We start from the raw sequence: 6,471 nt of genomic DNA on the forward strand, positions 1-6,471 counted from the left end.
ACGCGTTCCGTGGAGCGTCAGGCCATGAGGCCCGTGAAGCGTCAGGCGATGCGGTCCATGACGATCGGGTTCGGGTCCACCGCGGTGCCCTCGGGGGCGATCTCGTACGCCGAGGCGAGGGACTCGATGGCGTACGCGAAGCGCTCCGGGGTGTCCGTGTGCAGGGTCAGCAGGGGCGCACCCGCCTGTACCGCGTCGCCGGGCTTGGCGTGGATCTCCACACCGGCCGCCGCCTGCACCGGGTCCTCCTTGCGCGCGCGGCCCGCACCCAGGCGCCAGGCCGCGACACCGACGTCGTACGCGTCCAGGCGGGACAGGACGCCGGAGGACGGCGCAGTGATCACGTGCTGCTCGCGGGAGGTCGGCAGCTCCGCGTCCGGGTCGCCGCCCTGCGCGGCGATCATGCGCCGCCACACGTCCATGGCCGAGCCGTCCGCGAGGGCCTTCGCCGGGTCGGCGTCCTTGAGACCGGCCGCGTCCAGCATCTCGCGGGCCAGCGCGAGGGTCAGCTCGACCACGTCCTTCGGGCCGCCGCCCGCCAACACCTCGACGGATTCGCGGACTTCGAGCGCATTGCCCGCGGTCAGACCGAGCGGGGTGGACATGTCGGTGAGCAGCGCCACGGTGCGTACGCCGCTGTCGGTGCCCAACTCGACCATGGTGGAGGCGAGTTCGCGGGCGTCCTCCAGGGTCTTCATGAAGGCGCCGGAGCCGACCTTGACGTCGAGGACGAGGGAGCCCGTGCCTTCGGCGATCTTCTTCGACATGATCGAGGAGGCGATCAGCGGGATCGACTCGACGGTGCCCGTGACGTCGCGCAGCGCGTAGAGCTTCTTGTCGGCGGGGGCGAGGCCGTCGCCGGCCGCGCAGATGACCGCGCCGGTGGAGTCGAGGACGTCGAGCATCTCCTCGTTGGACAGCAGCGCGCGCCAGCCCGGGATCGACTCCAGCTTGTCGAGGGTGCCGCCGGTGTGGCCGAGGCCGCGGCCGCTGAGCTGCGGCACCGCGGCGCCGCAGGCCGCGACGAGCGGGGCGAGCGGCAGCGTGATCTTGTCGCCCACGCCGCCCGTGGAGTGCTTGTCGGCGGTGGGGCGGCTCAGGCTGTCCCAGCTCATGCGCTCGCCGGAGGCGATCATGGCGGCGGTCCAGCGGGCGATCTCCTGACGGTTCATGCCGTTGAGGAGGATCGCCATGTTGAGGGCGGCCATCTGGTAGTCGGCCACCTCGCCGCGGGTGTACGCGTCGATGACCCAGTCGATCTGCTCGGGAGTCAGCTCTCCCCGGTCCCGCTTGGCTCGGATGACGGTGATGGCGTCCATGGGGGCCTTCCTCGTTGTGCGGTGCAGTGCGGTGCGATGCGGTGCAGTGCGGTGCGATGTGTGGGGTGCCGGCCGCGGCGCGGGCGGTCGGCGCCGGTCAGCGGTTCAGGTGCTCCGGGCCGAAGGCCTGCGGGAGCATCGCCGAGAGCGGGACGATGCCCTCCGGGGTCTCCACGAGGAGTTCGGGGCCGCCGAACTCGTACAGGAGCTGCCGGCAGCGGCCGCACGGGACGAGGATCTCGCCCCGGCCGTCCACGCAGGTGAAGTGGGTGAGCCAGCCGCCGCCGCCCGCCGCGAGGGACGAGACGAGGCCGCATTCGGCGCACAGGCCGAGGCCGTACGAGGCGTTCTCGACGTTGCAGCCCGTGACCACCCGGCCGTCGGAGACCAGCGCCGCCGCGCCGACCGGGTAGCCCGAGTACGGGGCGTAGGCCCGGGACATCGCGTCCCGGGCCGCCGCTCGCAGTTCCCCCCAGTCAGCTTCCTGACGGGGGTCGGTCATTTGCCCTGGCCCTTGTAGTAGGGCTGGCCGTCCGCCTTGGGCATGCGCAGACGCTGGGCCGACAGGGCCAGGACGAGGAGGGTCACGACGTACGGCGTGGCCGTCACGAACTGGCTCGGGACCTCGTTGGTGAGCAGGTACCAGACCAGGACGAGGGCCGCCACGGCCGAGGTGACCAGGGCCGGCACGTACCGCTTCTGCCAGATCATCCAGCCGATCGCGATGACCAGGAGGAAGAACAGGAGCAGGAGCAGCGCGTGCACGTTGGTGCCGCCGCCGCGCAGGTTGAGGCTGTCGGTGTAGCCGAACAGGCCCGCGCCGAGGGCGAGTCCGCCCGGCATCCAGTTGCCGAAGATCATCGAGGCGAGACCGATGTAGCCGCGGCCGCCCGTCTGGCCCTCGAGGTAGATGTTCGCGGAGACGATGGAGAGGAACGCTCCGCCGAGTCCCGCGAAGCCGCCCGAGATGATGACGGCCAGGTACTTGTACTTGTAGACGTTGACGCCGAGGGACTCGGCGGCGACGGGGTGCTCACCGCAGGAGCGCAGGCGCAGACCGAAGGACGTGCGCCACAGGATCCACCAGGAGACGGGCACCAGGGCGATCGCGATGACGGTCAGCGGGGACAGGCCCGTGACCACGCCGCCGAGCAGGCCGGCGATGTCCGAGATCAGGAACCAGCCCTTCTCGTTGAGCGAGTCCAGCCAGGTGGACAGGCCCGGGATGGAGAAGGTGCCGAGCGATTCGACCGGCGGGGACTGCTTCGAGGTGCCGCCCTCGACGCCCTCGAAGGCGAAGGTGGACATGTAGCGGGTGGCGCCGATCGCGAGGATGTTGATCGCGACACCGGACACGATGTGGTTGACCTTGAAGGTGACCGTGGCGATCGCGTGGATCAGACCGCCGATCGCGCCGCCGATGACACCGAAGACCAGACCGGTCCACGGGCCCCACTGGTAGCCGGCCCAGGCGCCGAACCAGGTGCCGAGGATCATCATGCCTTCGAGGCCGATGTTCACGACGCCTGCGCGCTCGGCCCACAGACCGCCGAGACCGGCGAGGCCGATCGGCACGGCGAGCTTGAGCGCGGTGGACATCTGGCCGACGGAGGTGATGCCGTCCGCACCGGTGATCAGGCGGACGATCGAGACCAGCACGAGCAGGCCCGCGACACCGATCATGATCATCGGCAGGGAGAGCTTGCGGCCGGTCGGGCGCGGCTGCATCTTCGGCTTGTTGACGTCGGTTGCCGTCGTCATCGGGCAGCCACCTCCTCGGAATTCTTCGACTTACGGGCTGCCGCCGCGAGCTCCTCGCCGACGCGCTGCTGCTGACGCTTGAGGCCCCACTGACGTACGGCCTCGTACGAGATGACGACCGCGAGGACGATCAGGCCCTGCATGATGACCGCGATCTCCTTGTCGTAACCGCGGTAGTCGAGGTCCTGCGAGGCCTTGTCGAGCCAGGCCCAGAGCAGGGCCGCGAACGCGATGCCGACCGGGTGGTTGCGGCCGAGGAGCGCGATGCCGATGGCGGTGAAGCCGAGGCCGGCCGGGAAGGTCAGGCCGTAGGTGTGCGAGTCGCCGAGCAGGATCGGCAGACCCGAGATACCGGCGAGCGCACCGGAGATGAGCATGGCCATGAGCACCATGCGCTTGGCGTTGACACCGCTGGCCGCGGCCGCGGACTCGGAGGCGCCGGTGGCGCGCAGGTCGAAGCCGAAGCGGGTGCGGCCGAGGACCAGCCAGTACGCGATGCCGACGAGGACGGCGAGGACGATGAGGCCGTAGACCTCGCCGCCGGGCAGCTCGAAGCCGGGGATCCAGCCGGACTCGTTCATCGGGCCCGTCGTGGAGTTGTTGCCCTCCAGGACACCGAAGTTCTCCGGCAGGGTCAGCCAGGCGATCACGCTGGTCGCGATGGCGTTCAGCATGATCGTGGCGACGACCTCGCTGACGCCGCGGGTGGTCTTGAGGATGCCCGCGATACCGGCCCAGAAGGCGCCGGTGAGCATCGCGACCAGGATCAGCATCGGCACCTGGAGGAAGGACGGCAGCGCCACGTGCGCGCCGACCAGTGCGGTGGTCATGGCGGCCAGCCGGTACTGGCCGTCGACGCCGATGTTGAACAGGTTCATCCGGAAGCCGACCGCCACGGCGACGGCGGCCAGGTAGTACATCGTGGCCTGGTTGATGATCAGGACCTGGATGTCGGAGAACGTGGCCTGCTCGAACATGATCGAGTACGGCTCGAACGGGCTCTTGCCTGAGACGAGCAGCACGATCGAGGTCAGTGCCACGGCCACGACCAGCGCGATGGCCGGTCCGGCGAGTGCGAGCAGCACCCGCTCCTTGTCGAACTTCTTCATCGGGCCTCGTCCTCCGGGGCTTCCTGCGGGTCCGGCGTCTCCACGACGTCCGGCGCGTCTTCGCGGGCCTGCTGCTCGAGCAGCGTGGCCTCGCTCAGCTCGGCGTCCTCGTCGTGCTCCAGGTGGCCGGTGGCGGCACCCGTCATCGCGGAGCCCAGCTCCTCGGGCGTGATGGTCGCCGGGTCGGCGTCCGCGACGAGCCGGCCGCGGTAGATCACGCGCAGGGTGTCGGAGAGGCCGATGAGCTCGTCGAGGTCGGCGGAGATGAGCAGCACCGCGAGTCCTTCGCGGCGGGCCTCGCGGATCTGGTCCCAGATCTGCGCCTGCGCGCCGACATCCACACCGCGGGTGGGGTGGGCGGCGATCAGGAAGCGTGGCTTGTGGCTCATCTCGCGGCCGACGATCAGCTTCTGCTGGTTGCCGCCGGACAGGGAGGCCGCGGTGACGTCGATGCCCGGCGTACGGACGTCGTACTCGCGCACGATCCGCCGGGTGTCCTCCTGGGCCGCCTTGAGGTCCAGCCAGGGGCCCTTGGCGTTGGGCTTCTCGGTGACGTGGCCGAGGATGCGGTTCTCCCACAGCGGGGATTCGAGGAGCAGGCCGTGGCGGTGGCGGTCCTCGGGGATGTACCCGATGCCGTCCTCGCGGCGCTTGCGCGTGGGCCAGGCGGTGATCTCCTCGCCGGCCAGGCGGATCGTGCCGGAGTCGGCGCCCTTGAGGCCGATCAGCGCGTCGATCAGCTCGGTCTGGCCGTTGCCCTCGACGCCCGCGATTCCGAGGACTTCGCCCTCGTGGATCGTGAAGGAGATGTCGTCCAGCAGCGGGCGGCCGCCCTCGGCCTCCAGGCGGAGCCCCTCGACCTGGATCATCGGGCGGTCGGTGACCGTCGACTCGCTGGTCTCGGGGGTGGGCAGGGCGGAGCCGACCATCAGCTCGGCCAGCTGGCGCGGGGTGGTCTCGGACGGGATCGCCGTGCCCACCGTCGTACCGCGGCGGATGACGGTGATGTCGTCCGCGACGGCGAGGACCTCGCCGAGCTTGTGCGAGATGAAGATGACCGACAGGCCCTCGGCCTTGAGCTCGCGGAGGTTGTCGAAGAGCGCGTCGACCTCCTGCGGCACGAGGACGGCGGTGGGCTCGTCGAGGATCAGCGTGCGGGCGCCGCGGTAGAGGACCTTGAGGATCTCCACGCGCTGGCGGTCGGCGACGCCGAGGTTCTCGACGAGGACGTCGGGCTTGACCCCGAGGCCGTACGCGTCGGAGATCTCCTTGATCTTCTTACGGGCCTGGCCGCCGATGCCGTACAGCTTCTCGCTGCCGAGCACCACGTTCTCCAGGACCGTGAGCTGGTCGGCGAGCATGAAGTGCTGGTGCACCATGCCGATGCCGCGGGCGATCGCGTCGGCGGGGCTGGACAGGGAGACCTGCTCGCCGTTGATCGCGATGGTGCCCTCGTCCGGCTTCTGCATGCCGTAGAGGATCTTCATCAGCGTCGACTTGCCCGCGCCGTTCTCGCCGACCAGGGCGTGCACGGTGCCCTTGCGGACGCTGAAGTGGATGTCGTGGTTGGCCACGACACCGGGGAAGCGCTTGGTGATGCCCGCCAGTTCTACGGCAGGCGCCTGGCCGTCGGCCGGAGGGCTGCTGGACGCTTTGATGGCGACTCTCCTCAGGGAAGGGGCGTCCTGCGCAACGCCCCTGGTTCAACGTCAGTGTTGAAGCCCGGGCTTCGTCTCAGTGGCGGAGCCCGGATCGAGGGCCGCGTGCGGGTGGCCCTCCGTGAAGGGAAGGAAACGGGGTACGGGAGATGATGCTCGCCGTACCCCGTTCCCGTCCCGTGTCACGACGGTGAACGTCCGGATGTTCAGGGTCCGTTCGTGACGTACAAGGTCTTACGGGGTGGTCTTGACCTTGATCGAACCGTTCTTGATGCCCTCTTCGGCCTTCTTCACGGCCTCCTGCACCTCGGTCATCTTCATGAACTCCGGGTTGGAGTCGGCGAGCGCGACACCACCGGACTTGAGGTCGGCGCGGATGACGCCGGTCTCGGGCTTGCCGTCCTGGACGGACTTGGCGAGGTTGAACACCGCGTCGGAGACACCCTTGGTGACCGAGGTCAGGATGTAGTCCTTGTACTTGGCCAGGGCCTTCTGGTTGTACTGGTCGGAGTCCACGCCGATCGCCCACTTCTTGGCGTCGGCGGTGGCCTCGATGGTGCCCTGGCCGGCCAGACCGGCGGCGTGGTAGATCACGTCGGCGCCGCCGTCGAGCATGCCCTTGGC

Annotated in this window: 6 protein-coding genes; all 6 read right to left on the bottom strand. The window is 69.6% G+C overall.

Annotation, left to right across the window (positions count from 1 at the left end):
- Positions 1–41 precede the first annotated feature (41 nt).
- Positions 42–1,319 carry a thymidine phosphorylase gene (locus tag BLT97_RS19310; RefSeq protein ID WP_093611887.1) on the bottom strand — a complete coding sequence of 426 codons (1,278 nt, stop codon included), beginning with the start codon at positions 1,317–1,319 and terminating at the stop codon, positions 42–44.
- Positions 1,320–1,416: 97 nt separating this feature from the next.
- Complete coding sequence (locus tag BLT97_RS19315; RefSeq protein ID WP_093611889.1) at positions 1,417–1,821, bottom strand: cytidine deaminase; 405 nt, start codon at positions 1,819–1,821, stop codon at positions 1,417–1,419.
- Positions 1,818–3,080 carry an ABC transporter permease gene (locus BLT97_RS19320; protein ID WP_093611891.1) on the bottom strand — a complete coding sequence of 421 codons (1,263 nt, stop codon included), beginning with the start codon at positions 3,078–3,080 and terminating at the stop codon, positions 1,818–1,820. Before BLT97_RS19320 ends, BLT97_RS19315 begins: the two co-directional genes overlap by 4 nt.
- The gene (locus BLT97_RS19325; protein WP_093611895.1) at positions 3,077–4,189 is read right to left on the bottom strand and encodes an ABC transporter permease; all 1,113 of its coding nucleotides are present in this window, start codon (positions 4,187–4,189) and stop codon (positions 3,077–3,079) included. The genes BLT97_RS19320 and BLT97_RS19325 overlap by 4 nt, the downstream gene beginning before the upstream one ends.
- Positions 4,186–5,847 carry an ABC transporter ATP-binding protein gene (locus BLT97_RS19330; protein WP_093611897.1) on the bottom strand — a complete coding sequence of 554 codons (1,662 nt, stop codon included), beginning with the start codon at positions 5,845–5,847 and terminating at the stop codon, positions 4,186–4,188. The genes BLT97_RS19325 and BLT97_RS19330 overlap by 4 nt, the downstream gene beginning before the upstream one ends.
- Positions 5,848–6,081: 234 nt before the next feature.
- On the bottom strand, positions 6,082–6,471 hold a 390-nt coding region (locus BLT97_RS19335), incomplete at its 5' end, for a BMP family lipoprotein (RefSeq protein WP_143041355.1).

It is taken from the genome of Streptomyces indicus (assembly GCF_900100315.1).
Taxonomy (GTDB): Bacteria; Actinomycetota; Actinomycetes; order Streptomycetales; family Streptomycetaceae; genus Streptomyces; species Streptomyces indicus.

What these genes read in the sequence shown, in the direction of transcription:
- BLT97_RS19310 (WP_093611887.1), bottom strand. Translation starts at nt 1,319, where the DNA reads ATGGACGCCATCACCGTCATCCGAGCCAAGCGGGACCGGGGAGAGCTG.
- BLT97_RS19315 (WP_093611889.1), bottom strand. Translation starts at nt 1,821, where the DNA reads ATGACCGACCCCCGTCAGGAAGCTGACTGGGGGGAACTGCGAGCGGCG.
- BLT97_RS19320 (WP_093611891.1), bottom strand. Translation starts at nt 3,080, where the DNA reads ATGACGACGGCAACCGACGTCAACAAGCCGAAGATGCAGCCGCGCCCG.
- BLT97_RS19325 (WP_093611895.1), bottom strand. Translation starts at nt 4,189, where the DNA reads ATGAAGAAGTTCGACAAGGAGCGGGTGCTGCTCGCACTCGCCGGACCG.